The organism is Streptomyces zhaozhouensis (assembly GCF_900230195.1).
Taxonomy (GTDB): domain Bacteria; phylum Actinomycetota; class Actinomycetes; order Streptomycetales; family Streptomycetaceae; genus Streptomyces; species Streptomyces zhaozhouensis.
The window spans coordinates 21,488-48,460 of record NZ_OCNE01000019.1; the positions used below are offsets into that span (position 1 = coordinate 21,488).

Below are 26,973 nucleotides of genomic sequence, written 5' to 3' on the forward strand. Positions count from 1 at the left end.
CCCTTACTCCCCGTACCATGGCCGACAAGAGCCGCCTCGAAGGAGGGCTACAGCAGTGACCACCGAGGTCAACCAGGGGAGCCGGGACCACAAGGACGTGCAGCGTCTGGACCGGGTGATCATCCGGTTCGCGGGGGACTCCGGGGACGGAATGCAGCTGACGGGCGACCGATTCACGTCGGAGACCGCGTCGCTGGGGAACGATCTCTCCACCCTGCCCAACTTCCCCGCCGAGATCCGCGCGCCCGCCGGCACCCTGCCGGGCGTCTCCTCCTTCCAGGTCCACTTCGCCGACCACGACATCCTCACGCCGGGTGACGCGCCCAACGTGCTGGTGGCGATGAACCCGGCGGCGCTCAAGGCCAACGTGGCCGACCTGCCGCGCGGTGCCGAGATCATCGTCAACACGGACGAGTTCTCCTCCCGCGCGCTGGCCAAGGTCGGCTACGCGGAGAACCCGCTGGAGAACGACAGCCTCGACGGCTACCGGGTCCATCGGGTGCCGCTGACGACGCTCACCGTCGAGGCGCTGAAGGCGTACGACCTCACCAGGAAGGAGGCCGGCCGCTCGAAGAACATGTTCGCGCTCGGCCTGCTCTCCTGGATGTACCACCGCCCGACGGAGAACACCGAGGCGTTCCTGCGGGCCAAGTTCGCCAAGCGCCCGGAGATCGCCGAGGCCAACATCACGGCGTTCCGCGCCGGTTGGAACTTCGGCGAGACCACGGAGGACTTCGCCGTCTCCTACGAGGTGGCGCCCGCGGTCTCCGCGTTCCCCGCCGGCACCTACCGGAACATCTCGGGGAACCTGGCGCTGGCCTACGGCCTCGTCGCCGCCGGTCAGCTGTCCGACCTGCCGCTCTTCCTCGGCTCCTACCCGATCACCCCGGCCTCGGACGTGCTGCACGAGCTGTCCAAGCACAAGAACTTCGGGGTGCGGACCTTCCAGGCGGAGGACGAGATCGCCGGCATCGGCGCGGCGCTGGGCGCGGCGTTCGGCGGCGCGCTCGGCGTGACGACGACCTCGGGCCCCGGTGTCGCGCTCAAGTCGGAGACCATCGGCCTGGCCGTCTCCCTCGAACTGCCGCTGCTGATCATCGACATCCAGCGCGGGGGGCCCTCCACGGGCCTGCCGACCAAGACCGAGCAGGCCGACCTGCTCCAGGCGATGTACGGGCGCAACGGCGAGGCCCCGGTGCCGATCGTGGCGCCGGCCACGCCCGGCGAGTGCTTCTCCGCGACGCTGGAGGCGGCGCGCATCGCGCTGACCTACCGCACGCCCGTCTTCCTGCTCTCCGACGGGTACCTGGCCAACGGCTCGGAGCCGTGGCGGGTCCCCGAGACGTCGGAACTCCCCGACCTGCGGACGCGGTTCACCACCGCGCCCAACCACACGCTGCCCGACGGCAGCGAGGTGTTCTGGCCGTACAAGCGGGACGAGGAGACGCTGGCCCGTCCCTGGGCGGTGCCCGGCACCCCCGGCCTGGAGCACCGCATCGGCGGCATCGAGAAGCAGGACGGCACGGGCAACATCTCCTACGACCCGGCCAACCACGAGCACATGGTGCGCGTGCGGCAGGCCAAGGTCGACGGCGTCACCGTGCCCGACGTCGAGGTGGACGACCCGAGCGGCGAGGCCCGGGTCCTGGTCCTCGGCTGGGGATCCACCTACGGCCCGATCACGGCCGCCGTCCGGCGGGTCCGCCGGGACGGCGGCAAGGTGGCGCAGACCCATGTGCGCAGCCTGAACCCGCTGCCCGCCAACCTCGGTGAGGTGCTGCGCTCCTACGACCGGGTGCTGCTCCCCGAGATGAACCTCGGCCAGTTGGCCACCATGCTGCGCGCCAGGTACCTGGTCGACGTGCGGTCCCTGACGCAGGTGACCGGACTGCCGTTCAAGGCCGAGCAGCTCGCGTCCGCTTTCAAGGAGGCACTGGACGATGTCCACTGAGGCGCCCTTCCAGCCCCGCACCCCGTTGGCCCTCATCCCCACCGCCGACAAGCCGCAGACCGCCAAGGACTTCAAGTCCGACCAGGAGGTCCGCTGGTGCCCGGGCTGCGGTGACTACGCCGTGCTGGCGGCCGTCCAGGGCTTCCTCCCCGAGCTGGGCCTGGCCAGGGAGAACATCACGTTCGTCTCCGGCATCGGCTGCTCGTCGCGGTTCCCGTACTACATGAACACCTACGGGATGCACTCGATCCACGGCCGCGCCCCGGCGATCGCCACCGGCCTGGCGGCGGCCCGCCGCGACCTGTCGGTGTGGGTGGTGACCGGCGACGGCGACGCGCTCTCCATCGGCGGCAACCACCTGATCCACGCGCTGCGCCGCAACGTGAACCTGAAAATCCTGCTCTTCAACAACCGGATCTACGGGCTCACCAAGGGCCAGTACTCGCCGACGTCGGAGACCGGGAAGATCACCAAGTCGACGCCGATGGGCTCGCTGGACACCCCGTTCAATCCGGTCTCGCTGGCGCTCGGCGCGGAGGCTTCCTTCGTGGCCCGCACGGTCGACTCGGACCGCAAGCACCTCACGAGCGTGCTGCGCGCGGCGGCGGAGCACCACGGCTCGGCGCTGGTGGAGATCTACCAGAACTGCAACATCTTCAACGACGGCGCCTTCGAGGTGCTGAAGGACAAGAAGCAGGCGCAGGAGGCCGTGATCCGTCTCGAACACGGCGAGCCGATCCGCTTCGGCCTGCCGGCCGAGGACGGCCTGGGCGAGAAGGGCGTGGTCCGCGACCGGGAGTCCGGCGAGCTGCGGGTGATCGACGTGGCCACCGAGGGCACCGACGACGTCCTCGTCCACAACGCCCACGCGGCGACGCCGACGACGGCGTTCGCCCTGTCCCGGCTGGCCGACCCGCAGACGCTGCACCGCACCCCGATCGGTGTGCTGCGCAGCGTTCCCCGGCCGACCTACGAGGACCAGATGGCCGACCAGCTGGAGCACGCCGTGGAGCGCCGCGGCAAGGGCGACCTCGCCGCGCTCCTGGCCGGCGGCGACACCTGGACCGTGGCGGGCTGACCAGCGCGTTCCGCCTCTTCGTCAACACGCCGATCCCCCGCTCTCTCGTTCGAGTGGGGGATCGTCGTATGAGGCGAGTAGCCTGAAATGCCCTGCGAGGATCTGGCCATGGGAGCAGTGATGAGTGTTGAGCCCCACCCCACCTACCAGTGGCCACGCCCTCCTCAGGACGGCTACGTCGCGGATGATCTGGACCGGCTGCCGAATCTGCCTCCCCACACGGAGCTGATCGACGGGAGCCTGGTAATCGTGAGTCCGCAGACCCTCTTCCACCTGCTGACGGTCGAGCTGCTGACCGGCCAACTGACGCGCGCGACGCCCGATGGGCTGCGTGTCCTGCGGGAGATGACGGTCACGCTGGGCACCAAGGACCGGCCCGAGCCGGACGTGATGGTGGTGCGTGCCGAGGGGGTCTCCGGGCTCAGCCAGACGTCGTTCGCCCCCGAGCACGTCGTGCTCGCCGTCGAGGTGGTCTCCGCCGAGTCGCGGGCGCGGGACCGGGAGACCAAGCCGCGCAAGTACGCGGCGGCCGGGATTCCGCACTTCTGGCGGGTGGAGCCGGAGAACGACCGGCCCGTCGTCTTCGTCCACGAGCTGGAGCCGGCGACCGGCGTCTATGTCCCGACCGGCATCCACCGCGAGCAGCTCAAGCTCACGGTGCCCTTCCCGCTCGACATCGACCTCACGCTGCCCGCTTAGGGCCTGGGTCGCCTCGCCCTCGGCTCATCCCCCGGGACGGGAATGACCGCGCCGCTCATCGACGCTACTGTCGGTGGTGGCTTTGGTCTGGACTCTCTCGAAGGCGGTCGGTAATGGCAACGGCGACGACCAGCAGGTCGGGGTTGGCGTTCGGGCTCTCGTCGTTCGGGGTCTGGGGACTGATGCCGCTCTACTGGGAGCTGCTGAACGGCATCGCCCCCGCGCAGTTGCTCGCCCACCGGATCGTCTGGTCACTGCCCACCGCCCTGTTGCTGCTGCTGTTCGTCCGCAACTGGTCCTGGATACGCCCGTTGGCACGGCAGCCGAGGAAGCTGGCGCTCTCGCTGCTCTCGGCCACGCTGATCGCCGTCAACTGGTCCGTCTACATCTGGTGCGTCGCCAACGACCGGGTGCTTGAGGCGTCGCTGGGCTACTTCATCAACCCGCTCTTCAGCATCGCCCTCGGCGTGCTGCTGCTCGGCGAGCGGCTGCGGACCCTTCAGTGGGTCGCCGTCGGCATCGGCGGCACCGCCGTCGTCGTGATGAGCGTCGCCTACGGGCAGGTGCCCTGGCTCTCGCTGACCCTGTCCGTCAGCTTCGGCACCTACGGCCTGGTGAAGAAGCGGCTCGCGCTGAACGGCCTTGAGGGCTTCAGCGCCGACACCGTCTTCCAGTTCCTGCCGGCCTTCGTCTTCCTGATGGTGGTGGCGGCCAACGGCGAGGGCACGTTCACCACCGGCGGGCCGAGCCAGGCGGCGCTGCTGGTGGTCAGCGGGCTGGCCACCGCGCTGCCGCTGATCTTCTTCGGCGCCGCCGCCGTGCGGCTGCCGCTGTCGACCATCGGGCTGTTGCAGTACATCACCCCGACCACGATGTTCGTCCTCGGACTCCTCGTCTTCCACGAGGAGATGCCGCCGGAGCGGTGGGTCGGCTTCGGGCTGGTGTGGACGGCACTGTCGCTGTTGACCTGGGACGCGTTGCGGCAGGCGCGCCGCCGCCATCGGACGATCGCCCGCCACACCCCGGCCGAGGTGCCGGCCGACCCGGCCGAGGTGCCGGTCGACCAGCTCGAAACCGACCAGGGGCCCGCCGGTAGGCCGGAGAGCACCGGGCGAGCCGGCTAGGGCCTCGGAACGGGCGCCGCGCGGGCGGGCCGACCCGCCCCGGTGATCGCGCGACGCGCGGTGTGCGATCGTGAAGCTTCGAGGAGGCGTGATGGCTGAGCGGAGAATGCCCGAGCGGGACGCGCGAGTCCCCTCCTGGCGGGTGTGGTTGGCGGGGACCTCGGGGCTGCTGTGGGGGCTTGTGCCGTTCGCGATCGCGTTGAACATGCTGGAGGAGTCGGTCAACGAGGTCCAGCCGCCCAACTGGACCGACTGGGGCGCCGGCGTGCTGGTGGTGGCCATCCTCGCCCTGCTCACCTTCGCGATGGTGGAGCGGAACGTGGGCCTGCCGCCGCGCGGGCGGCGCGGCCCGGTGTGGCGCGGTCATCTCGTCGGCGGCTCGCTCGGCCTGCTGGGCGCCTGCGCGCTCCAGTTGGGGAACGACTGGCTGCACCCGAGGATGATGTCCATGGACGACGGGTTGCTGGCCCTCGTCGCCCTGGGCGTGGTGACCGTCTGGGGCCTGTGGCTGGCGAACCGGGCCAGGCCGGGGCCCTGGGTGCCCTGGCTGCGGGCCCTGAAGGCGGAGACCGACCGGGTCAACCGTTACGGCCGGCGACCCAGGGAACGGCCCGCCGCCCCGTTCGACGACTCCCCCTCGCCCCGACCGGACGCGACCGACTCCGACCGCCGCTGACCGCTCACGTCAGCGGCGCACGTCGGCGGCGTGGCACACGTCAGCGGCGCACGCGGCGAGCCGCCGCGACGCCGAGGGTGCCGGTCACGACGCCGAACGCGATCCAGAACACCGCCTTGCCGCGCGCCCCGTTGACCGATCTCAGCTCGCCGTCGGCGTGCCGGCAGTGGGAGTCGGGCGGGAACCAGCGCGTCTCCGGCTCCATCGAGGGCCAGCACGGAGACGTCTCGGGAAAGAGCACCGGATGCGCGCTCACCCACAGCCCGACCGACACCAGCACCATCACCGCGCCGGCCACCAGAAACACCGCCGTGAACCAGGCGGGTATCCCGGCCCGGCGCAGAAGGCGCCAGAACGCGAAACAGATCAGGACCACGGACCCCAGCAGCACGCCCAGAGCGGCGAGCGCCAGTGGAATCCTCATACCGGAAGTACATCACCCGTCACCCGGCGGGCCGCCGGCGACCGGCCAGGGCCGCCTCTCCTCCCCGGAGAACACCGTGGGGGCGGGCCGACCGCCCCCACGGTCCACCCGCCCCCGTCCCCCCGGACGCGTCCCCCGACGCGTCGGCACCCCGGGCGTCAGCGCAGCAGCGCGTCGATCAGCTCGGCCAACTCCGGCATCTCGCCGGAGACCTCGTCCCTGGTCTCCGCCAACTCCTCACGCGGCAGCTCGTTCAGCAGCTCCTCGGGAAGCTCGTCCCGCAGCTCCTCCGGGTCGAACTCCGGCATGTCGCCGGGCGCCGCGCCGGGCAGCAGCTCCTCCAGCAGCCCGCCGAACGGCTCGTTCGGGTCGGCCTCCAGCACCTCGGCGCCGTCCGGCGGCGAGAACTCGAAGGCACCGCCCGCCGGAGCCGCGAAGTCGACCTGGGAGAACGCGACATCGACGGTCTGCCCGCCGGTCGACTCGGCGCGCGCCGCGAGCGGCACCCCGGTCTCCGCGTCCACCGAGATCCGCGCCGAGGCCAGCGGGAGGCTCTCGTCCCTCGGGTCGATCGACAGCTGGTACACGTCACGGCCGGCGACCCTGCCGGTGCCGTCCATCGCGATCTCCGCGTCCCTGTCCGCCTCGGTCAGCAGCCGCTCGGCCGCCTCCTGCGGGGTGAGATCGCCCATCCACGCCTCGGTCTCGCCCTCGTCGGGGGCCTGCCCGCCGACCTCGGCGAGGTCGGCGCGGAACACCACGTTCTCCGTGCTGTCGTACGCCCAGAGCTGGTCGCCGTTGTGGATCACCGCGAACTCGTCGGAGCCGTCCACCAGGGCCAGCCGCTGCCGGTCGGGGCCGTCCATCGCGACCCGCAGGGTGCTCTCGCCCGCGGCCAGCGAGGCCAGCCGGCCGGCCGGGCCGTCCAGGCTGCCCAGCACGCCCTCGGCGAGCCCGCCCATGTCCGGGACGCCCAGGTCGCTCTCCACCCGCACCGTGCCGGAGAGCTGCGCCGTGTCGGACTCGGCGACCAGCACCACCAGCTCCTCGGCGGTCATCTCCGGCAGATCCGGGCTGCCGTCGCTGGCGAGCGCGGGCCAGACGCCCACGCCGATCGCCGCGACCCCGGCCAGGACGGCGACGGGAAGCCCCGCCTTCCTGATGTTCTCCTGCATGGCCATCGGATGCCCCTCCACTCGCCCTTCCTGGCTGTCTCCATTGCAACAGCTCGGCGGCGCCGGGGCATCCGCCCGTGGGCGGCATCCCGTGTACGACCAGAGGACGACCGAACCGGCCTGCGGTCCGCCCCTTCCCTAGGGGAAGAACGACCGGATCTCAGGGGTCGGTCTCAGGGGTCGGGCTCGGTGCCGGCCTCAGACGCCGGTCTCGGGGCGGGTTTCCCGGCCGGCCGCGCCGGAAAGGGCGGCGGCTACCCCGCGTGCGTCAACGCGTACGGTCGGAGACCGAGACGCACAGGTCGAGCAGCGCGGCCTTGGCCGGCACCTCGGGCAGCGGCTCCAGCGCCCGCCCCGCGCGGTCGGCGAAGTCCCGGGCGTCCGCCCTCGCCAGGTCGAGCGCCCGGTGACCGCGCAGCCCGGCCAGCGCCTCCGCCAGCCGCCCGTCGTCCGTCAGGTCCCCCTCCAGCAGCGCGACCAGCTCGCGGTCGGCCGCCGCCCCGTCCCGTTCGGCCAGCTCCCGCAGGCGCAGCACCGGCAGCGTCGCCACGCCCTCCCGCAGGTCCGTCCCCGGGGTCTTGCCCGACTCCGTACCGTCACTGGCGATGTCCAGCACGTCGTCGGCCAGCTGGAACGCGACCCCGATCAGCTCCCCGTACCGCGCCAGCACCTCGATCGTCGCCTCGGGCGCGCCCGCCATCAGCGCCCCCATGCGCCCGGCGACCGCGATCAACGAACCGGTCTTGCCCGCCACCACCTCCAGGTGGTGGGCGATCGGGTCCTCCCCCGCGCGCGGCCCCTGGGTCTCCTGGATCTGCCCGGTGACCAGCCGCTCGAACGCCTCGGCCTGCACCCGCACCGCGGGCGCGCCCAGTTCGGCGACTATCGTCGAGGCGCGGGAGAAGAGGAAGTCACCGGTGAGCACCGCCACCGAGTTGTCCCAGCGGGCGTTGACGCTCGGCACCCCACGCCTGACCTCGGCCTCGTCCATGATGTCGTCGTGGTAGAGCGTGGCCAGATGGGTCAACTCCACCACCACGGCCGAGGGCACGACGCCGGGGGCGTGGGCGTCCCCGAACCGCGCGGCCAACAGCAGCAACAGCGGCCGGAACCGCTTCCCCCCGGCCCGAACGAGGTGCTGGGCGGCTTCCGTTATCAAGGGGACGTCGCTCTTGGTCGCTTCGACCAGCCCCGCCTCCACGGCGGAAAGCCCCGCCTGGACCTCGGCCTCCAGAGCCGGGTCCCGCACGCTCACCCCGAAGGGCCCCATGACGGTCACGAGCGCTCTCCCCTGATCTTTCGATGGGTTGTTCCAGGCAGCGTATCCGGTCGCAAGTCGATCACTTCCAGGACGTACCGCTGGTGCGCGCCGGCGACACCCCTAAAATGAGGCCATGTCGTCCGACCCGGTGTTGTTTGGTATCGACAACCTTCCCTACGGCGTTTTCAGCCCCCGCGACGAGCCCGGATCCCGGCGGATCGGGGTGCGCCTCGGCGACCGGGTGCTGGACGCCGGGGCCGCCGCGCGCGCCCTCGGCTCGGCGCATGTCGCGCTGTGGACGGCGACCTCCCTCGACCCGCTGCTGGCCGCCGGCCGGCCGGTCTGGGCGGCGGTGCGCGCCGAGGCGCGGTCCTGGCTCGGCGACGAGGCGCACCGGGCGGCCGTGGCGCCGCTGCTCCACCCGTTGGACGAGGTGACGCCCCATCTGCCGTTCACCGTCGCCGACTACGTCGACTTCTACTCCAGCGAGCACCACGCGCGGAACGTCGGCGAGATCTTCCGCCCAGGCGGCGACGCGCTGACGCCCAACTGGAAGCACATGCCGATCGGTTACCACGGCCGGGCCGGCTCGGTGCGGGTCTCCGGCGCGCCCGTGGTGCGCCCGCTGGGGCAGCGCCGGCCGGCGGAGGGCGCGGCGACGCCAGCCTTCGGGCCCTCGGTGCGGCTGGACATCGAGGCCGAGGTCGGCTTCGTGGTGGGCACGCCGTCGACGCCCGGCCGGCCGGTGCCGCTGACCGCGCTGCGCGAGCACGTCTTCGGGGTCTGCCTGCTCAACGACTGGTCGGCCCGCGACATCCAGGCGTGGGAGTACGTGCCGCTCGGCCCGTTCCTCGGGAAGTCGTTCGCGACCTCCGTCTCCGCCTGGATCACGCCACTTGACGCCCTGGACGCGGCCTGGACCGCACCGCCGGCGCGCGACGTGCCGCCGCTGCCGTACCTCGACGACGCGGCCGGGGCGCCGGGCGGGCTCGACCTGCGGCTGACCGTGCTGCTCAACGGCGAGCCGGTGGCCCGCCCGCCGTTCGCCACCATGTACTGGACGCCCGCGCAGCAGTTGGCGCACCTGACGGTCAACGGCGCGCACCTGAGGACCGGGGACCTCTTCGCCTCGGGGACCGTCTCGGGCCCGGAGGAGGGCGAGCGCGGCAGCCTGCTCGAACTGACATGGAACGGCGAGCGTCCGCTGCGTCTGGCGGACGGGGAGCGCGCGTTCCTCGCCGACGGGGACCGGGTCACGCTCACCGCCTGGGCGCCGGGGCCGGACGGCGGGCGGGTCGGGCTCGGCGAGGTGAGCGGCACGGTGCAGCCGGCCCCCGAGGGGGCCTGAGCCGTCAGAACGAGCGGCGGCGCACGGAAGAGTCGCGTCGGCACGCTTTCCGACCGTTTCAAGAGCTTTTCACGGAGCGGGCGCGGCCGGTTTGTGCGCGATCCGTGCACAAGATTGCAGCAACGCGCCGCCCGTGAAATAGGACCGTAACAGCGGTCAATTCCCCTCTTAAGGAGCGCTAGGGTTCCCGGGAACACGCTCGACTTCGAGGGGAAACACATGCGTAGGTCCATACGTCTCGCCATCCCGGCGGCCGCGGCCGCGGCCATGCTGGCGCTGAGCGCCTGTGGTGGCGACGACGACGAGGACGGCGGGGACACCGGCGGCTCCCTGGGCGCCGGGGAGCAGGAGGAGGGCGCCAACGCCGAGGAGGAGTCCGGCGGCGAGGGCAGCGACTCCGGCGGCGACGGCGGCGGCGAGGCGCCGACGGCCGAGCAGTTGGAGGGCGCCTGGGCCACCGGGCTCGGCGACGACGAGTCGGTCCTGACCTTCAGCTCCAGCACCGTCACCTTCGCGGAGTCCACCGACATGTCGACGGGCGGCGCCGCCTGCTTCGGCACCCTCTCCGGGGACTCGATCTCGCTGGAGTGCGACAGCGGCACCGACTGGAGCGAGGCCACCCTGGCGCTCAACGGCGAGGAGCTGAACGTCAGCTGGGCCTCGGGTACCACCCAGACCTACCAGTCCCTCAGCAGTATGCCGGGGATGGAGGACATGCCGAACCTGGAGGACATGCCCGGCATGGAGGACCTGGAAGGGGACCTCGCCGAGCTGGAGGACATGCAGCAGGAGCTGGAGGACCTCGGCTACTGAGCCGGGGCCTCCCGCGTCGCGCGCGTCGCGCGTGACGCGTGTCCCGCGCGTTCGCCGAGGCCGGACCGCCGCGACGCGGCCCCGGAGGCAGCCTCGGCACCACCGCGACGCCCCCGCGCCCGACCCGCACGGAGCACCTCCGTGCCGGCGGTCGCGGGGGCGTCCGCGCGAACGCTCCGCGGCGGAGCGGGAACGACAACCGTCCCACCAGACCAGGCCAGTAGTCGGGCGCGCCACGGTGGGGGGTTACTCGCGCAGTTCCCCGCGCCCCTCCCACGCCCGTGGGCGGTTCGGGCGCGCGGCACCACCCCGCAGCGAAGCGGAAACGACAACCGTCCCACCAGACCAGGCCAGTAGTCGCCCGCGCCGCGGCGGGGGGTTACTCGCGCAGTTCCCCGCGCCCCTCCCACGCCCGTGGGCGGTTCAGGCGCACGGCACCACCCCGCAACGAAGCGGAAACGACAACCGTCCCACCAGACCAGGCCAGTAGTCGCCCGCGCCACGGCGGGGGGTTACTCGCGCAGCCCCCCGCGCCCCTCCGGGCCGGTGGGCGGTTCGGGGGCGCGGGGAACTGCGCGGTGCATCCGTGGCGAGCCGCGGACGACGACCGTCTCAGCCAGCCAGGTGGGTAGTCGCCGCCCCCGAACCACGCGGCAGCGAGCAGCGAGCAGCGCTCAGTGCACGAACACCCCGGCCTGACCCGCCAGGTCGAGGAAGAACTGCGGCGCCACGCCCAGCACGATCGTGACCACCGCGGCCAGCCCGACCACCGTGCTGGTCAACGGGCTGGGGATCACCACCGACGGACCGTCGGCCTTCGGCTCGCTGAAGAACATCAGCACGATCACCCGGATGTAGAAGAACGCGGCGATCGCCGACGCCAGCACGCCGACCACCACCAGGCCCATCGCACCCGAGTCGGCCGCCGCCCGGAAGACCGCGAACTTGCCGGCGAAGCCGGACGTCAGCGGAATGCCGGCGAAGGCCAGCAGGAAGAGCGCGAACACGGACGCCAGCAGCGGCGAACGCCGGCCGAGCCCCGCCCACTTGGAGAGGTGGGTGGCCTCGCCGCCGGAGTCCCGCACCAGCGTGACCACGGCGAACGCGCCCAGCGTGACGAACGAGTAGGCCCCCAGGTAGAAGAGGACCGAGGAGACACCGTCCTCCGTCACCGCCACCACACCGGCCAGGATGAAGCCGGCGTGCGCGATGGAGGAGTAGGCCAGCAGCCGCTTCACGTCGGTCTGGGTGATGGCGACGACCGCGCCGCCCACCATGGAGGCGATGGTCACGCCCCACAGCACCGGCTCCCAGTCCCACCGCAGGCCCGGCAGCACCACGTACAGCAGCCGCAGCAGCGCGCCGAACGCGGCGACCTTGGTGGCCGCCGCCATGAAACCGGTGACCGGGGTCGGGGCGCCCTGGTAGACGTCGGGCGTCCACATGTGGAACGGCACGGCGCCGACCTTGAAGAGCAGCCCCATGACCAGCATGGCGCCACCGATCAGCAGCAGCGCGTCGTTGCCCATGGTGCCGGCGAGGCCCGGCTCGATGGCGCCAGGCTCGCCGCTGACCACGTCGGCGATGCCGGCGTAGGAGACGGTGCCCGCGTAGCCGTAGAGCAGCGCCACGCCGAAGAGCAGGAACGCCGAGGCGAACGCGCCCAGCAGGAAGTACTTGACGGCCGCCTCCTGGGAGAGCAGCCGCCGCCTGCGGGCCAGCGCGCACAGCAGGTACAGCGGGAGCGACAGCACCTCAAGGGCGATGAAGAGCACCAGCAGGTCGTTGGCCGCGGGGAAGAGCAGCATCCCGCCGACCGCGAAGAGCAGCAGCGGGAAGATCTCCGTCGTCGTCCAGCCCGCCTTCTCCGCCTCGCGCTCCGCCGGGCCGCCCGGCACGGCGGCCGGGGCCGCCGCGAACGAGTCGACCGAGGCGCCGTGCAGCGCCGGCTCCAACCGCCGTTCGGCGAAGAGGAGAACGGAGACGAGCCCCACCAGGCAGAGCACGCCCTGGAGGAAGAGCGCCGGTCCGTCGACCGCCAACGCCCCCATGCCGGCGACCTGCGCGTCGTCGGTGCCGTGCCCGGAGGCGGCCAGCCCGACCACGGCGGCGAACGCGCCCGCCAGGGCCAGCGTGGAGACGGCCACTTCGGCGTAGTACCGCTGCTTGCGCGGCAGGAACGCCTCGATCAGCACGCCAAGGATGGCGGCGCCGAACACGATCAGGCTCGGCGAGAGCGCGACCCATTCGATGTCCGGGGCCTGCAAGTCATTCACGGTGCGGCCTCCACTGCGGGCGTCTCAGGTTCTGGGTCCGTCTTCTGCACGTCGGAGAGCGTGTGCTCGACGGCCGGGTCGACGATGTCGGTGAGCGGCTTCGGGTAGACGCCCAGGAAGATCAGCAGCGCGATCAGCGGGACGACCACCGTCAGCTCCCTGACCTTCAGGTCGGGCAGCTTCTCCAGGCCCGGCTTGAGCGGCCCGGTCATGGTGCGCTGGTAGAGGATCAGCACGTAGAGCGCGGCCAGCACGATGCCGGCGCAGGCCACGATCCCGGCCGCCTTGTAGCGGCTGAACGTGCCGACCAGCACCAGGAACTCGCTCACGAACGGGCCGAGCCCCGGCAGCGACAGGGTGGCGAGGCCACCGATCAGGAAGGTGCCGGCCAGCACCGGGGCCGTCTTCTGCACCCCGCCGTAGTCGCTGATCAGACGCGAGCCGCGGCGGGCGATCAGGAACCCGGCGACCAGCATCAGCGCGGCCGTGGCCACGCCGTGGTTGATCATGTAGAGCGTCGCGCCGCCCTGGCCCTGGCTGGTCATCGCGAAGATGCCCAGCACGATGAAGCCGAAGTGGCTGATGGACGCGTAGGCGATCAGCCGCTTCATGTCCCGCTGGCCCAGCGCCAGCAGCGCCCCGTAGATGATGCTGACCAGCGCCAGGGTGATCACCACGGGGGTGGCCCAGTCGCTGGCCTCGGGGAAGAGACCCAGGCAGAAGCGGAGCATGGCGAAGGTGCCGACCTTGTCGACCACCGCGGTGATCAGCACGGCGACCGGCGCCGTGGACTCGCCCATCGCGTTGGGCAGCCAGGTGTGCAGCGGCCACAGCGGCGCCTTGATGGCGAACGCGACGAAGAAGCCAAGGAACAGCCAGCGCTCGGTGCCGGTCCCGAAGTCCAGCTCGCCGGCGGCCCGCGCGTCCAGGATGGCCTGCAACGAGAAGGTGCCCTCGGGCAGTTGGTCGGCCGTGGCGACATAGAGGCCGATCACGGCGGCCAGCATGACCAGGCCGCCCACCAGGTTGTACAGCAGGAACTTGACGGCCGCGTAGGAACGCTGCCTGGCCTGCCCCTCCTCGCTGTCCTGCTCCCCCGCGCGGTCCCCGAAGCCCCCGATGAGGAAGTACATCGGGATCAGCATCGCTTCGAAGAAGATGTAGAAGAGGAAGATGTCGGTCGCGGCGAACGACAGGATCACCATCGCCTCGACCATCAGGATCAGCGCGAAGAAGCCCTGGGTCGGCCGCCACCGCCGGGTCGCCGGCGCCTCGTCGTCCTTGGGCCCCTCCTGCCCGTTGGCGGGCGAGGAGGGAGGGTCGGCGTCGTTCCAGCCGGCGCCGATCAGGAACGGGATCAGCAGCGCGGTCAGCGCGATCATCGCCACGCCGATGCCGTCGACGCCCAGCTCGTAGCGGACCCCGAAGTCCGCGATCCACGCCCTGGACTCCGTCAGCTGGAAGCGGTCGGCTCCCTCGCCGGTGTCGAAGCGCAGCAGCACCGCCGCGGCGAGGACGACCGTCGCCAACGAGAAGAGCAGCGCCAGCCACTTGGCCGCGGTACGTCGCGCCGCCGGCACCGCGGCCGTGACCACGGCTCCGACCGCGGGCGTCAGGGCCGTGGCCGTCAGCAGGGGAAATGACATGTCAGACCGCCCTCATCAGCAGGGTCGCGGCGACCAGCACAGCCGCACCGCCGAACATCGAGACCGCGTAGGTGCGGGCGAACCCGTTCTGCACCCGCCGCAGCCGGCCGGACAGGCCGCCGAAGGAGGCGGCCGTGCCGTTCACCACGCCGTCCACCAGCTTGTGGTCGAGGTAGACCAGGCCGCGGGTGAGGTAGTTGCCGGGACGCACCAGCACCGCGTGGTTGAAGTCGTCCTGGAGCAGGTCGCGTCGGGCCGCGCGGGTGATCCAGCGCCCGCTCGGCGCCACCGCCTCGACCGGCCGGCGACCGTACTGCCACCACGCGCCCGCGACGCCCAGCAGCATCACGCCGGTCGCGGCCAGCGCGACCATGCCGTGGCTGACCGGCGAGTCGCCGTGGCCGAGGCCGGTGACGGGCTCCAGCCAGTGGACGAACGTCTCGCCCTGGTCGAAGAAGAACCCGGCGCCCACCGAGCCCACCGCCAGCACCATCATCGGGATGGTCATGGACAGCGGGGACTCGTGCGGGTGCGGCTCGTGGCCCTGCGCGTCCGGCTGCCAGCGCTTCTCGCCGAAGAACGTCAGCAGCATGATCCGCGTCATGTAGTACGCGGTGAGCGCCGCGCCGAGCAGCATCACGCCGCCGAGGAGCCAGCCCTCGGCGCCGCCCTTGCTGAACCCGGCGTAGATGATCTCGTCCTTCGAGAAGTAGCCGGAGAGGTAGGGGAAGCCGATGATCGCCAGGTAGGCGAGGCCGAACGTGACGAACGTGATCGGCATGTACTTCCGCAGGCCGCCGTAGCGGCGCATGTCCACCTCGTCGTTCATGCCGTGCATCACCGAGCCGGCGCCGAGGAAGAGCCCCGCCTTGAAGAAGCCGTGGGTGACCAGGTGCATGATCGCGAAGACGTAGCCGACCGGGCCGAGCCCGGTGGCCAGCATCATGTAGCCGATCTGCGACATCGTCGAGCCGGCCAGCGCCTTCTTGATGTCGTCCTTCGCGCAACCGACGATCGCACCGAAGAGCAGCGTCACCGCGCCGACCACGATCACCACGGTCTGCGCGTCCGGCGCCCCGTTGAAGATCGCGCCCGAGCGGGTGATCAGGTACACGCCGGCGGTCACCATGGTGGCCGCGTGGATCAGGGCCGAGACCGGGGTCGGGCCCTCCATCGCGTCGCCCAGCCAGGACTGGAGCGGCACCTGCGCCGACTTGCCGCACGCGGCGAGCAGCAGCATCAGGCCGATCGCGGTGAGCGTGCCCTCGCTCGTCTCGTTGGCGCCGGCCAGCACCGGCTCGAAGGCGAAGCTGCCGAACGTGGTGAACATCAGCATCACCGCGATGGCCAGGCCGACGTCACCGACCCGGTTGACCACGAACGCCTTCTTCGCCGCCGTGGCGGCGCTCGGCTTGTGCTGCCAGAAGCCGATCAGCAGGAACGAGGCGAGGCCCACGCCCTCCCAGCCCACGTAGAGCAGGAGGTAGTTGTCCGCCAGCACCAGCAGCAGCATCGCCGCGAGGAAGAGGTTCAGATAGGCGAAGAACCGCCGCCGCCTCGGGTCGTGCTCCATGTAGCCGATCGAGTAGAGGTGGATCAGCGTGCCCACGCTCGTGATCAGCAACACGAAGGTCATCGACAGCTGGTCCAGCCGGAACGCGACGTCCGCCTGGAAGTCGGCCACCGGGATCCAGCTGAAGAGGTGCTGGTGCAGGGCGCGGTCCTCGCCGTCGCGGCCCAGCATGTCGAAGAAGAGCGTGGCGGCCAGCACCAGGGAGACGGCGGCCAGCGCCGTCGCCACCCAGTGGCCGACCCTCTCCAGGTAACGCCCGCCCACCAGCAGCACGGCGGCGCCGAGCAGCGGCGCGCCGACGAGCAGTCCGATCATTGACTCCACTGGTACCTGTCCCCTTACAGCTTCATCAGACTGGCGTCGTCAACCGAGGCCGAGTGACGGGAGCGGTAGACCGTGACGATGATCGCCAGCCCGACGACGACCTCGGCCGCCGCGACCACCATCACGAAGAAGGCGAGGATCTGGCCGTCGAGGTTGCCGTGCATCCGGGAGAAGGTGACCAGCGCCAGGTTGGCCGCGTTGAGCATCAGCTCCACGCACATGAACACCACGATCGCGTTCCGCCGGAGCAGCACACCGGCGGCGCCCAGGGTGAAGAGCAGGGCCGAAAGATAGAGGTAGTTCTCGGGGCTCACTTCCTGGCCTCCTCGGCGTCCGTGACCGCGCCCTCGTCGTCGGCGGCGGAACCCGCCCCGACGCCCTTGCCGTTGACGCCGTTCGCACCGTTCGCACCGTGGGCGCCGCCGTTGCCGCCTGGCTCGCCCGGGGCCTCGGCGCGGCCGTGGTGACGGTTGGTGCGCTGCTCCAGCGCGCGGACGGCGGCGAGCGCCTCCTGGTGCACCTCGCGCACCTGGCCGCGCGCGCGGAGCGTCGGGTTGACGGTCAGCTCGGACGGGGTGCCGTCGGGCAGCAGGCCCGGCAGGTCGACCGCGTTGTGGCGGGCGTAGACGCCGGGCGCCGGCAGCGGCGGCACGTGCTTGTTCTCGCGGACGCGGGCCTCGGCCTGCTCGCGCTGCGACTTGGCGCGCTCCAGCCGCTCCCGGTGGGTCATCAGGGTGGCGCCCACGGCGGCGATGGTCAGCAGCACGCCGGTGACCTCGAAGGCCACCACGTAGCGGGTGAACAGCAGCGAGGCCAGGCCCTGCACGTTGCCCTCGGAGTTGGCCTGCGCCAGCCCGGTGAACGAGCCGGTCGAGGCCTGCCCGATGCCGGCGACCAGCAGCAGCCCGAGTCCGAGCGCGCAGCCGGCGGCGAGCCAGCGCTGTCCCTTGAGCGTCTCCTTGAGCGAGTCCGTCGACGAGACGCCGACGAGCATCAGCACGAAGAGGAAGAGCATCATCACGGCGCCGGTGTAGACGACGATCTGCACCATGCCGAGGAAGTAGGCGCCGTTGGCCAGATAGAACAGCGCCAGGATGACCATCGTGCCGGCGAGGCAGAGCGCGGAGTAGACCGCGCGCCTCATCAGCACGGTGCCGAGGCCGCCGAGCAGCGCGATCGGGCCCAGGACCCAGAACTGCGCCGCCTCTCCGGAGGAGGTGGAGGTCTCGGCGGCCAGGGAGGCGAGGGTGCTCATGCCCGCACCTCCGAGGGGCCCTCGCCGGCGGCCGGGTCGGTCAGCCGGGAGGCCGCCGCCAGCGCGTCGTCCGCCTCGCGGTCGTCCTCGGGCGTCTCGCCCTTGGAGTAGGCGACCTGGCGGACGGTGCCCTGCGCGGCCTCCGTGACCTCGCCCCGGTAGTAGGACTGCTCGTCCGTGCCCGGGTACATCGCGTGCGGGGCCTCGACCATGCCGTCCGTGAGGCCGGCCAGCAGCTCCTCCTTGGTGTAGATCAGGGAGGCGCGGGTGCGGTCGGCCAGCTCGTACTCGTTGGTCATGGTCAACGCGCGCGTGGGGCAGGCCTCCACACACAGCCCGCACAGGATGCAGCGCAGGTAGTTGATCTGGTAGACGCGGCCGTAGCGCTCGCCCGGGGAGTAGCGCTCCTCCTCGGTGTTGTCCGCGCCCTCCACGTAGATCGCGTCGGCGGGACAGGCCCAGGCGCACAGCTCGCAGCCGATGCACTTCTCCAGCCCGTCCGGGTGGCGGTTGAGCTGGTGGCGGCCGTGGAAACGGGGCGCGGTCGGCTTCTTCTCCTCCGGGTACTGCTCCGTCAGCCGCTTCTTGAACATCGACTTAAACGTCACGCCGAAGCCGGCCACCGGGTTGTGGAACTCAGGCATCGTCGCCCTCCTTTCCTTCGGTCGTGATGGCCGCCTTCTCCTCGGCGGTCTCACCGCGCTCCGCGCGCGAGGGGCGGCGGGGCACCGGTGGCAGGGTCTGGCCCGGCAGCGGTGGCACGGGGTAGCCGCCGGCCATCGGGTCGAACGGCTCCTCGGCCTCGGCGGCCTTCCCGGCGTCGCCGCGCCGTTCGGAGCGGTCCCGCAGGAAGTCGATGACCAGCGAGACCAGCAGCAGCGTCAGCACGCCGCCGGCGACCCACAGCACGATGTCCTGGAAGTCGTAGTCCTCGTTCTGCATCGCGCGCACGGTGGCGACCAGCATCAGCCAGACCAGCGCGATGGGGATGAGGACCTTCCAGCCGAGCACCATGAACTGGTCGTAGCGCACGCGCGGCAGCGAGGCGCGGATCCAGATGAAGAAGAAGATCACCGCGACGAGCTTGAGCGTGAACCAGAGCATCGGCCACCAACCGGAGTTGGCGCCCTCCCAGAAGCTCAGCGGCGCGGGTGCCCGCCAGCCGCCGAGGAAGAGGGTGACCATCAGGGCGGAGACGGTGACCGTGTGGATGTACTCGGACATCATGAAGAAGGCGAACTTGATGGACGAGTACTCGGTGAGGTACCCGCCGACCAGGTCGCCCTCGGACTCCGGCATGTCGAACGGCGGGCGGTGCGCCTCGCCGACCATCGCGATCATGTAGATCAGGAACGACACCGGCAGCAGCACCATGAACCAGCGGTCCTCCTGCGCGGCGACGATGCCCGAGGTGGACATGGAGCCGGAGTAGAGGAAGACGGCGGCGAAGCTGAGGCCCATGGCGACCTCGTAGGAGATGATCTGCGCCGTCGCCCGCACGCCGCCGAGCAGCGGGTAGGTCGAGTTCGACGACCAGCCGGCGAGCACGGTGCCGTAGACCGCGATGGCCGCCGTGGCCAGCACGTAGAGCAGGGCGACCGGGAGGTCGGTGAGCTGGAGCACCGTCTGGGTGCCGAAGATGCTCACCGGGTCGTCGGCCGGGCCGAAGGGGATCACCGCGATGGCCATCAGCGCCGGGATGGTGGCGAGCATCGGCGCGAGGACGTAGAGCACCTTGTCGGCGCCCTTGACGATGATGTCCTCCTTCAGCATCAGCTTCACGCCGTCGGCCAGCGACTGGAGCATCCCCCAGGGGCCGGCGCGGTTGGGGCCGATGCGCAGCTGCATCCAGCCGAGCACCTTGCGCTCCATCACGATGCTGATGAGCACCGTGCCCAGCAGGAACGCGAAGCAGAAGACGGCCTTGATCAGGATCAGCCAGAACGGGTCCTGGCCGAACATCGACAGGTCCGACTCCTCGGCCAGGCCCTGGGCCAGGGTGCCTGCGGGCATCACGCGTTCACCTCCTCGGTGGCCGGGGAAGCGGCCGCGGTCTGGGCGGCGACCCGGACCAGCTCGCCGGGGCGGGCCCCCAGGTCCTGGTAGGCGCCGTTGCCAACGGAGTTGAGCGGCAGCCAGACCACGCGGTCGGGCAGCTCGTCGGTGACCCGCAGCGGCAAGGTCACGGTGCCGGCGGGGCCGGTGACGGTGAGGTGGTCGCCGGTCGCGACGCCGGTCTCCTCGGCGGTGGCCGGGGAGAGCCTGGCCTCGGCGGCGTGCCGGGTGGCCTTGAGCGCGTCGTCGCCGTGCTGCATCACGCCCTGGTCGAGCAGCAGCCGGTGGCCGGCCAGCACGGCCTCGCCGGCCTCCGGCCTCGGCAGCTCGGCCGGCGTCGCGGTGGGCCCGAGGGGCAGCGCGCCGCGCCACTCGCCCAGGCCGTCCAACTCGGCGCGCAGCGTGGGCAGGTCGGGCAGGCCCAGGTGCGCGTCGAGCGCGTCGGCCAGCATCTGGAGCGCGCGGGCGTCGGGAACGGTCTGGCGCCTGGTCATCTGGTCCGGCTTGATCGCGGCGTCGAACGGCCGGGCGCGGCCCTCCCAGTTGAGGAAGGTGCCCTCCTTCTCCACGACCGCGGAGACCGGCAGCACCACGTGGGCGCGGTCGGTGACCTCGGAGGGGCGCTGCTCCAGGCTGAGCAGGAAGCCGTCGGCGGCGACCGCGTCCAGCGCGGCACGGGCCCCGGCCGGGTCCGGCAGGTCGGCGACCTCGACGCCTCCCACCACCAGGGCGGCCAACTCGCCGTCCCGCGCGGCGCGCACGATGCCGTCGGTGTCACGGCCGCCGGCCTCGGGCAGCGCCCGCAGGCCCCAGGCGGCGGCGATCTCGGCCCTGGCGTCGGCGTCCGACTCGGGCCTGCCGCCTGGCAGCAGGCCGGGCAGCGCGCCCGCCTCGATGGCGCCGCGCTCGCCGGCGCGGCGCGGGATCCACACCAGCCGGGCGCCGGTGGCGGCCGCGGCGGCGACGGCGGCGGTGAAGCCGCCGGAGACGCCGGCCAGCCGCTCGCCGACGACGATCAGCGCGCCGGACTCGCGCAGCGCCTCGGCGGCTCCCCGGCCCTCGGCGCCGAGCGCCGGGTCGGAACCGGCCAGCGCGTCCAGCCAGTCGGGCTCGGTGCCGGGCGCGGCGGGCAGCAGCGTGCCGTTGGTCTTGGCCAGGCCGCGGGTGATGTGGCTGGCGACGGAGAAGATCCGCTGACCGTGCTTGCGGTTCGCCTTGCGCAGCCGCAGGAAGACACCGGGCGCCTCCTCCTCGGACTCGAAGCCGACCAGCAGCACGGCCGGCGCGGCCTCCAGCGCGGCGTAGTCGGTGCCGGCGCCGTCGAGGTCGACGCCGTGGCCGGCGACGTGGCTGGCCAGGAACGCGGCCTCCTCGGCGCTGTGCACGCGGGCGCGGAAGTCGATGTCGTTGGTGCCGAGGGCGACCCGGGCGAACTTGGCGTAGGCGTAGGCGTCCTCGACCGTCAGCCGGCCGCCGGTCAGCACCGCGGCCCGGCCGCGGGCGCCGGTCAGCCCCTCGGCGGCGGCGCGGAGCGCCTCCGGCCAGCTGGCGGGGGTGAGTTCACCGGTCTCGGCGTTCCGCACCAGCGGGGTGGTGAGCCGGTCGGGGCGCTGCGCGTAGCGGAACGCGAAGCGGCCCTTGTCGCACATCCACTCCTCGTTGACCTGCGGGTCGTCGGCGGCGAGCCGCCGCATGACCTTGCCGCGGCGGTGGTCGGTGCGGGTGGCGCAGCCGCCGGCGCAGTGCTCGCAGACGCTGGGTGAGGAGACCAGGTCGAACGGGCGGGCGCGGAAGCGGTAGGCGGCCGAGGTGAGGGCGCCGACCGGGCAGATCTGGATGGTGTTGCCGGAGAAGTAGGACTCCAGCGGGTCGCCCTCCCCGGTGCCGACCTGCTGGAGCGCGCCGCGTTCCAGCAGCTCGATCATCGGGTCGCCGGCGACCTGGTTCGAGAAGCGGGTGCAGCGCGCGCAGAGCACGCAGCGCTCGCGGTCGAGCAGCACCTGGGCGGAGATCGGCACCGGCTTGGGGAAGGTGCGCTTGACGCCCTCGAAGCGGGTCTCGGCGTCGCCGGTGGACATCGCCTGGTTCTGGAGGGGGCACTCGCCGCCCTTGTCGCAGACCGGGCAGTCCAGCGGGTGGTTGATCAGCAGCAGCTCCATGACGCCGCGCTGGGCCTTCTCGGCCGTCCCCGAGGTGAGCTGGGTGCGGACGACCATGCCCTCGGTGCAGGTGATGGTGCACGAGGCCATCGGCTTGCGCTGGCCCTCGACCTCGACGATGCACTGCCGGCAGGCGCCCGCCGGGTCGAGCAGCGGGTGGTCGCAGAACCGGGGGATCTCGATGCCGAGTTGCTCGGCGGCCCGGATCACCAGGGTGCCCTTGGGCACGGAGATCTCGATGCCGTCGATGGTCAGGGTGACCAGATCGGTCTGGGGCGGCTTGGCCTGCCCACCACCGTTCTTGGCGTCGGTGGTGACCGTCATGCGTTCACCTCCTGGTGGGTTGCGCTGTCCGACCAGGCGGTGGACTTGGCGGGGTCGAAGGGGCAGCCGCGCTCGGTGATGTGCTGCTCGTACTCGGCGCGGAAGTACTTGAGCGAGGAGAAGATCGGGCTCGCCGCACCGTCGCCGAGGGCGCAGAACGACTTGCCGTTGATGTTGTCCGCGATGTCGGCGATCTTGTCGAGGTCGCTGAGCAGGGCCTTGCCGGCCTCGATGTCGCGCATCAGCTGGACCAGCCAGTAGGTGCCCTCGCGGCAGGGGGTGCACTTGCCGCAGGACTCGTGGGCGTAGAACTCGGTCCAGCGGGTGACGGCGCGGACCACGCAGGTGGTCTCGTCGAAGCACTGGAGCGCCTTGGTGCCGAGCATCGAGCCGGCGGCGCCGACGCCCTCGTAGTCCAGCGGGACGTCGAGGTGCTCGTCGGTCAGCAGCGGCGTCGAGGAGCCGCCCGGCGTCCAGAACTTCAGCCGGTGGCCGGGGCGCATCCCGCCGCTGAGGTCGAGCAGTTCGCGCAGGGTGATGCCGAGCGGCGCCTCGTACTGGCCGGGCCTGGCGACGTGTCCGGAGAGGGAGTACAGCGTGAAGCCGGGGGACTTCTCGCTGCCCATCGAGCGGAACCAGTCCTTGCCCTCGGCCATGATGGCGGGAACCGACGCGATGGACTCGACGTTGTTCACCACGGTGGGGCAGGCGTAGAGCCCGGCCACGGCGGGGAAGGGCGGGCGCAGCCTGGGCTGGCCGCGTCGTCCCTCCAGGGAGTCCAGCAGCGCGGTCTCCTCGCCGCAGATGTAGGCGCCGGCGCCGGCGTGCACGGTGATCTCCAGGTCGCCGCCGTCGCCGAGGGCGCCCTTGCCCAGGTAGCCGGCGGCGTGTGCCTCGGCGACGGCCGCGTGCAGCCGCCGCAGCACGGGCACGACCTCGCCGCGCAGATAGATGAAGGCGTGGTTCGAGCGGATCGCGTGGCAGGCGATGATGATGCCCTCGATGAGGGAGTGCGGGTTGGCGTAGAGCAGCGGGATGTCCTTGCAGGTCCCGGGCTCCGACTCGTCCGCGTTGACGACCAGGTAGTGCGGCTTGCCGTCACCCTGCGGGATGAACTGCCACTTCATCCCGGTGGGGAAGCCGGCGCCGCCCCGGCCGCGGAGGCCTGACTCCTTGACGTAGGCGATGACGTCGTCGGGGGCCATCTCCAGCGCCTTGGCCAGGCCGCGGTAGCCGCCGTGGCGGCGGTAGACGTCGAGGGTCCAGGACTCGGGCTCGTCCCAGAACGCGGAGAGCACCGGGGCCAGCAGCTCCTGCGGGGTCTTCTGCTTGACGTCGTCGGTGGTCACGGTCATCACTCACCCTCCTCGGCGGTGGGCCCGGCGGGGTTTTCCGGGTCCGAGGCCGAAGTCTGCTGGGGGGCGTCATGGGAGCTCGGGTGCCGGGCCGGCTCCTCGGAGTCCGGCACGTCCGGGTCCCGGGGGGCGACGACCACGCGCGCGCCCTCCTCGCCCTTGGCCAGCCGGAGGCCGGCGAGCGAGGGCTCGCCGGCGCTGCCGCCGGCGGCGACCGCGCCCGGCCGCTCGTCGGGGAAGCCGGCGAGGACGCGGGCGGTCCGCTTGAAGTCGCAGAGCGGGGCGCCCCGGGTGGGGGCGACCTCCTCGCCGGCGCGCAGCTGGTCGACGAGGCGCTTGGCGGACTCGACGGTCTGGTTGTCGAAGAACTCCCAGTTGACCATCAGCACGGGCGCGAAGTCGCAGGCCGCGTTGCACTCGATGTGCTCCAGCGTGACCTTGCCGTCCTCGGTGGTCTCGCCGTTGCCGACGCCGAGGTGCTCCTGGAGCGCCTCGAAGATGGCGTCGCCGCCGAGCACGGCGCAGAGCGTGTTGGTGCAGACGCCGACCTGGTAGTCGCCGGAGGGGCGGCGCCGGTACATCGAGTAGAACGTGGCGACGGCCGTGACCTCGGCGGTGGTCAGCCCGAGCACGTCGGCGCAGAACCGCATACCGGTCGCGGTGACGTAGCCCTCCTCCGACTGCACCAGGTGCAGCAGCGGCAGCAGCGCGGAGCGGCTGTCCGGGTAGCGGGCGACGACCTCGGCGGCGTCGGCCTCCAGCCGGGCCCGGACGTCGTCCGGGTAGGGCGGCGCGGGGAGTTGGGGCATCCCCAGGGATACCCCGTGGCCCTCAGCGGTGGCGGTCATCGGTCAACGCCTCCCATCACGGGGTCGATGGACGCCACCGCGACGATGACGTCGGCGACCATGCCGCCCTCGCACATCGCCGCCATGGACTGGAGGTTGGTGAAGGACGGGTCGCGGAAGTGCACGCGGTACGGGCGGGTGCCGCCGTCGCTGACCATGTGCACGCCCAGCTCGCCCTTGGCGGACTCGACCGCCGTGTACACCTGCCCGGCCGGGACCCGGAAGCCCTCGGTGACGAGCTTGAAGTGGTGGATCAGGGCCTCCATGGAGGTGCCCATGATGTTCCTGATGTGGTCGAGCGAGTTGCCCATGCCGTCGGGGCCGACGGCCAGTTGGGCGGGCCAGGCGATCTTCTTGTCGCCGACCATGACGGGGCCCGGCTCCAGCCGCTCGATGCACTGCTCGATGATCCGCAGCGACTGGCGCATCTCCTCCAGGCGCAGCAGGAACCGGCCGTAGGAGTCGCAGGTGTCGGTGGTCGGCACCTCGAAGTCGTAGGTCTCGTAGCCGCAGTACGGGTCCGACTTGCGCAGGTCGTGCGGGAGCCCGGCGGAGCGCAGGATCGGCCCGGTGGCGCCGAGCGCCAGGGCGCCGGCGAGGTCGAGATAGCCGACGTCCTCCAGCCTGGCCTTGAAGACCGGGTTGCCCGAGCAGAGCTTGTCGTACTCCGGGAGGTTCTTGCGCATGGTCTTCACGAACTCGCGCAGCGCGTCGATCGCGCCGGGCGGCAGGTCCTGGGCGAGTCCGCCGGGCCGGATGAACGCGTGGTTCATCCGCAGACCGGTGATCAGCTCGAAGACGTCAAGACAGTACTCGCGGTCGCGGAAGCCGAAGATCATCACCGTGGTGGCGCCCAGCTCCATGCCGCCGGTGGCGATGGCGACGAAGTGCGAGGAGAGGCGGTTGAGCTCCATCAGGAGCACCCGGATGACGCTGGCCCGGTCCGGCACCTCGTCGGTGATGCCGAGCAGCTTCTCCACGCCCAGGCAGTACGCCGCCTCGTTGAAGAACGGCGTCAGGTAGTCCATGCGCGTGACGAACGTCGGGCCCTGGGACCAGGTGCGGTACTCCAGGTTCTTCTCGATCCCGGTGTGCAGGTAGCCGATGCCGGCTCGCGCCTCGGTGACCGTCTCGCCGTCGATCTCCAGGATCAGCCGCAGCACCCCGTGCGTGGAGGGGTGTTGGGGGCCCATGTTGACGACGATGCGCTCGTCGTCGGCGGACTCGACCGCGGCGGCGAACTCGTCCCAGTCGCCGCCGGTGACGGTGTAGACCGGGCCTTCCGTGGTCTCCCTGGCCTCGGCGGGCCGGGTGGCGTGTGTGGTCATCAGCTGTACGACCTCCGCTGGTCGGGTGCCGGGATCTGGGCGCCCTTGTACTCGACGGGGATGCCGCCGAGCGGGTAGTCCTTGCGCTGCGGGAAGCCCTGCCAGTCGTCGGGCATCATGATCCGGGTGAGCGCGGGGTGTCCGTCGAAGATGAGCCCGAAGAAGTCGTAGGCCTCGCGCTCGTGCCAGTCGTTGGTCGGGTAGGTCTCCACGACCGACGGCAGATGGGGGTCGCTGTCGGGCACGCTGACCTCCAGCCGGATCAGCCTCCCGTGGGTCAGCGACCGCAGGTGGTAGACCGCGTGCAGCTCGCGGCCCGCGTCGCTCGGGTTGTGCACGGCGCTCACGCCGGTGCACATCTCGAAGCGCAGCGCCGGGTCGTCGCGGAGGGTGCGGCAGACCACCGGCAGGTGCTCGCGGGCGATGTGGAACGTGACCTCGTCCCGGTCGACCACGGTGCGCTCGATGGCCTCGGCCGGGTCGACGCCCTGCTCCTCCAGCGCGCCCTCCAGCTCGTCGGCCACCTCGTCGAAGTAGCCGCCGTAGGGGCGCTGGCTGGCGCCCGGCATCCGGACGGTGCGGTCGAGGCCGCCGTAACCGCTGGTGTCGCCGCCGTTGTTGGCGCCGAACATGCCGCGGCGGCGGGCGATGGGCTCGCCGCTGTCGCCCTGGGTGGCGGGGAGGCCGTTTGTGCTCGTGTTCTCGTTCACGTGGCCGTCGTCGCTCACCGCAGCAGGCCCTTCATCTCGATGGTGGGCAGGGCGTTGAGCGCGGCCTCCTCGGCCTCGCGCGCGGCCTCCTCGCGGTTGACGCCGAGCTTCTCCTCGCGGATCTTCGCGTGCAGCTTGATGATCGCGTCCATCAGCATCTCGGGGCGCGGCGGGCAGCCGGGGAGGTAGATGTCCACGGGGACGACGTGGTCGACGCCCTGGACGATGGCGTAGTTGTTGAACATCCCGCCGGAGGAGGCGCAGACCCCCATCGAGATGACCCACTTCGGGTTGGCCATCTGGTCGTAGACCTGGCGGAGCACCGGTGCCATCTTCTGGCTGACGCGGCCGGCGACGATCATCAGGTCGGCCTGGCGGGGCGAGCCGCGGAAGACCTCCATGCCGAAGCGCGCCAGGTCGTAGCGGCCGGCGCCGGTGGTCATCATCTCGATGGCGCAGCAGGCCAGCCCGAACGTGGCGGGAAAGATGGAGGACTTCCTGGCCAGGCCGGCCATCTGCTCCACCGTGCTGAGCAGGAACCCGCTCGGGATCTTCTCTTCGAGGCCCATGT

The 26,973-nt window shown here is 71.6% G+C and carries 23 protein-coding genes; 7 read left to right on the forward strand and 16 right to left on the reverse strand.

Going from position 1 to position 26,973, the window contains the following annotated elements; all coding sequences use genetic code 11:
- Window positions 1–55 precede the first annotated feature (55 nt).
- The 5 genes from CRP51_RS22490 (at window position 56) to CRP51_RS22510 (ending at window position 5,528) form a co-directional block, all read left to right on the forward strand.
- Window positions 56–1,951, forward strand: a complete 1,896-nt coding sequence (locus tag CRP51_RS22490; RefSeq protein WP_097233129.1) for a 2-oxoacid:acceptor oxidoreductase subunit alpha — start codon at window positions 56–58, stop codon at window positions 1,949–1,951.
- On the forward strand, window positions 1,941–3,029 hold the full coding sequence (locus CRP51_RS22495) for a 2-oxoacid:ferredoxin oxidoreductase subunit beta (protein ID WP_097233130.1): 1,089 nt from the start codon (window positions 1,941–1,943) through the stop codon (window positions 3,027–3,029). The genes CRP51_RS22490 and CRP51_RS22495 overlap by 11 nt, the downstream gene beginning before the upstream one ends.
- 120 nt (window positions 3,030–3,149) lie before the next feature.
- Window positions 3,150–3,728 carry a Uma2 family endonuclease gene (locus CRP51_RS22500; protein WP_097233131.1) on the forward strand — a complete coding sequence of 193 codons (579 nt, stop codon included), beginning with the start codon at window positions 3,150–3,152 and terminating at the stop codon, window positions 3,726–3,728.
- Window positions 3,729–3,841: 113 nt separating this feature from the next.
- Window positions 3,842–4,852 carry an EamA family transporter RarD gene (gene rarD, locus CRP51_RS22505; protein WP_097233132.1) on the forward strand — a complete coding sequence of 337 codons (1,011 nt, stop codon included), beginning with the start codon at window positions 3,842–3,844 and terminating at the stop codon, window positions 4,850–4,852.
- 91 nt (window positions 4,853–4,943) lie between these two features.
- Window positions 4,944–5,528 carry a hypothetical protein gene (locus CRP51_RS22510; RefSeq protein ID WP_141514645.1) on the forward strand — a complete coding sequence of 195 codons (585 nt, stop codon included), beginning with the start codon at window positions 4,944–4,946 and terminating at the stop codon, window positions 5,526–5,528.
- A gap of 40 nt (window positions 5,529–5,568) precedes the next feature.
- Here the strand turns inward: CRP51_RS22510 and CRP51_RS22515 are convergent, their stop codons facing one another.
- From CRP51_RS22515 to CRP51_RS22525, 3 genes are all read right to left on the reverse strand, one after another.
- Window positions 5,569–5,952, reverse strand: coding sequence for a hypothetical protein (locus CRP51_RS22515; RefSeq protein WP_097233134.1), 384 nt, complete (start codon window positions 5,950–5,952; stop codon window positions 5,569–5,571).
- Between the two features lie 158 nt (window positions 5,953–6,110).
- Window positions 6,111–7,133 carry a LolA family protein gene (locus CRP51_RS22520; RefSeq protein ID WP_141514646.1) on the reverse strand — a complete coding sequence of 341 codons (1,023 nt, stop codon included), beginning with the start codon at window positions 7,131–7,133 and terminating at the stop codon, window positions 6,111–6,113.
- A gap of 262 nt (window positions 7,134–7,395) precedes the next feature.
- Window positions 7,396–8,406 carry a polyprenyl synthetase family protein gene (locus CRP51_RS22525; protein ID WP_097233136.1) on the reverse strand — a complete coding sequence of 337 codons (1,011 nt, stop codon included), beginning with the start codon at window positions 8,404–8,406 and terminating at the stop codon, window positions 7,396–7,398.
- A 115-nt stretch (window positions 8,407–8,521) separates the two neighbouring features.
- Between CRP51_RS22525 and fahA the strand changes: the two genes are divergently transcribed.
- Window positions 8,522–9,736, forward strand: coding sequence for a fumarylacetoacetase (fahA, locus tag CRP51_RS22530; protein ID WP_097233137.1), 1,215 nt, complete (start codon window positions 8,522–8,524; stop codon window positions 9,734–9,736).
- 219 nt (window positions 9,737–9,955) lie between these two features.
- Window positions 9,956–10,549, forward strand: coding sequence for a hypothetical protein (locus tag CRP51_RS22535; protein WP_097233138.1), 594 nt, complete (start codon window positions 9,956–9,958; stop codon window positions 10,547–10,549).
- A 674-nt stretch (window positions 10,550–11,223) separates the two neighbouring features.
- Here CRP51_RS22535 and nuoN read toward each other — a convergent pair.
- The 13 genes from nuoN to CRP51_RS22600 are packed head-to-tail and all read right to left on the reverse strand — an operon-like array spanning window position 11,224 to window position 26,971.
- Window positions 11,224–12,825: an NADH-quinone oxidoreductase subunit NuoN gene (nuoN, locus tag CRP51_RS22540; RefSeq protein WP_097233139.1), complete on the reverse strand. Its 1,602-nt coding sequence runs from the start codon at window positions 12,823–12,825 to the stop codon at window positions 11,224–11,226.
- On the reverse strand, window positions 12,822–14,471 hold the full coding sequence (locus tag CRP51_RS22545; RefSeq protein WP_097233140.1) for an NADH-quinone oxidoreductase subunit M: 1,650 nt from the start codon (window positions 14,469–14,471) through the stop codon (window positions 12,822–12,824). The genes nuoN and CRP51_RS22545 overlap by 4 nt, the downstream gene beginning before the upstream one ends.
- A gap of 1 nt (window position 14,472) precedes the next feature.
- Window positions 14,473–16,368: an NADH-quinone oxidoreductase subunit L gene (gene nuoL, locus CRP51_RS22550; RefSeq protein WP_097233141.1), complete on the reverse strand. Its 1,896-nt coding sequence runs from the start codon at window positions 16,366–16,368 to the stop codon at window positions 14,473–14,475.
- A 14-nt stretch (window positions 16,369–16,382) separates the two neighbouring features.
- Entirely contained in the window at window positions 16,383–16,682 is a 300-nt protein-coding gene (nuoK, locus tag CRP51_RS22555) for an NADH-quinone oxidoreductase subunit NuoK (RefSeq protein ID WP_097233142.1), read from the reverse strand.
- On the reverse strand, window positions 16,679–17,623 hold the full coding sequence (locus tag CRP51_RS22560) for an NADH-quinone oxidoreductase subunit J (RefSeq protein WP_097233143.1): 945 nt from the start codon (window positions 17,621–17,623) through the stop codon (window positions 16,679–16,681). Before CRP51_RS22560 ends, nuoK begins: the two co-directional genes overlap by 4 nt.
- The gene (gene nuoI, locus CRP51_RS22565; protein WP_097233144.1) at window positions 17,620–18,267 is read right to left on the reverse strand and encodes an NADH-quinone oxidoreductase subunit NuoI; all 648 of its coding nucleotides are present in this window, start codon (window positions 18,265–18,267) and stop codon (window positions 17,620–17,622) included. The genes CRP51_RS22560 and nuoI overlap by 4 nt, the downstream gene beginning before the upstream one ends.
- On the reverse strand, window positions 18,260–19,636 hold the full coding sequence (gene nuoH / locus CRP51_RS22570; RefSeq protein ID WP_097233145.1) for an NADH-quinone oxidoreductase subunit NuoH: 1,377 nt from the start codon (window positions 19,634–19,636) through the stop codon (window positions 18,260–18,262). Before nuoH ends, nuoI begins: the two co-directional genes overlap by 8 nt.
- Window positions 19,636–22,161 carry an NADH-quinone oxidoreductase subunit G gene (locus CRP51_RS22575; RefSeq protein ID WP_097233146.1) on the reverse strand — a complete coding sequence of 842 codons (2,526 nt, stop codon included), beginning with the start codon at window positions 22,159–22,161 and terminating at the stop codon, window positions 19,636–19,638. The genes nuoH and CRP51_RS22575 overlap by 1 nt, the downstream gene beginning before the upstream one ends.
- Window positions 22,158–23,516 carry an NADH-quinone oxidoreductase subunit NuoF gene (nuoF, locus tag CRP51_RS22580; RefSeq protein ID WP_097233147.1) on the reverse strand — a complete coding sequence of 453 codons (1,359 nt, stop codon included), beginning with the start codon at window positions 23,514–23,516 and terminating at the stop codon, window positions 22,158–22,160. Before nuoF ends, CRP51_RS22575 begins: the two co-directional genes overlap by 4 nt.
- Window positions 23,516–24,364 carry an NADH-quinone oxidoreductase subunit NuoE gene (nuoE, locus tag CRP51_RS22585; RefSeq protein WP_097233148.1) on the reverse strand — a complete coding sequence of 283 codons (849 nt, stop codon included), beginning with the start codon at window positions 24,362–24,364 and terminating at the stop codon, window positions 23,516–23,518. The genes nuoF and nuoE overlap by 1 nt, the downstream gene beginning before the upstream one ends.
- Window positions 24,361–25,695 carry an NADH-quinone oxidoreductase subunit D gene (locus CRP51_RS22590; RefSeq protein ID WP_439333208.1) on the reverse strand — a complete coding sequence of 445 codons (1,335 nt, stop codon included), beginning with the start codon at window positions 25,693–25,695 and terminating at the stop codon, window positions 24,361–24,363. Before CRP51_RS22590 ends, nuoE begins: the two co-directional genes overlap by 4 nt.
- Window positions 25,692–26,420, reverse strand: a complete 729-nt coding sequence (locus CRP51_RS22595; protein WP_097233150.1) for an NADH-quinone oxidoreductase subunit C — start codon at window positions 26,418–26,420, stop codon at window positions 25,692–25,694. Before CRP51_RS22595 ends, CRP51_RS22590 begins: the two co-directional genes overlap by 4 nt.
- Window positions 26,417–26,971 carry a NuoB/complex I 20 kDa subunit family protein gene (locus CRP51_RS22600; RefSeq protein WP_097233151.1) on the reverse strand — a complete coding sequence of 185 codons (555 nt, stop codon included), beginning with the start codon at window positions 26,969–26,971 and terminating at the stop codon, window positions 26,417–26,419. Before CRP51_RS22600 ends, CRP51_RS22595 begins: the two co-directional genes overlap by 4 nt.
- Window positions 26,972–26,973 lie beyond the last annotated feature (2 nt).